At 67.8% G+C, this 479-nt stretch carries 1 pseudogene; it reads right to left on the bottom strand.

Annotated features, from left to right (window positions below):
• Positions 1 to 479, bottom strand: a pseudogene (locus EOA29_RS39845) (hypothetical protein); the annotation flags it as partial.

Genomic DNA, 479 nt, shown 5'->3' with positions numbered 1-479 from the left:
GCGCTGAGGAACTGGCCGAGCTGCCGGTCGACCGCGTCCGGATGCTCGATGACGATGCCGAGGCTCGCCAGGTCGGCGGCGATCGAGGTTCCAGGCGACAAGTACCCGCCCCATTGTTCGGCGGCGGGCGCATCGCGCAGGCGCACCAACAAGATCCTGGTGAGCGAGGGTTGCGGCTCGGGGCCGATGATGGCGGTGCCGCACATATAGCCGCCGAGCACACTCACCGGCTGCGTCTGCGGAAACAGGCAAAGGAAGAACTGCGCCTCGCCGCCGACCTCCTTCAGATGCAGATAGAGGCTGCGCTTTGCCGGCGTGACCGGGCCGCCGAGCTGCAACTGGCCGGTCGGCAACGTCTCGCGATAGGTGGCGGTGAACCCATGCACGCCCGGACCGGCCTCGATCGACAGGCGGCCCCTGATGAGTTGGCCGCGATAATAGGGCGACCAGGCGCGCGAATAGCAGGCGTAGGTTCCGGC

It is taken from the genome of Mesorhizobium sp. M1E.F.Ca.ET.063.01.1.1 (assembly GCF_003998155.1).
Classification (GTDB): Bacteria; Pseudomonadota; Alphaproteobacteria; order Rhizobiales; family Rhizobiaceae; genus Mesorhizobium.
The sequence above is the reverse complement of the archived record's forward strand: the minus strand, read 5'-3'. Positions and strand labels throughout refer to the sequence as shown.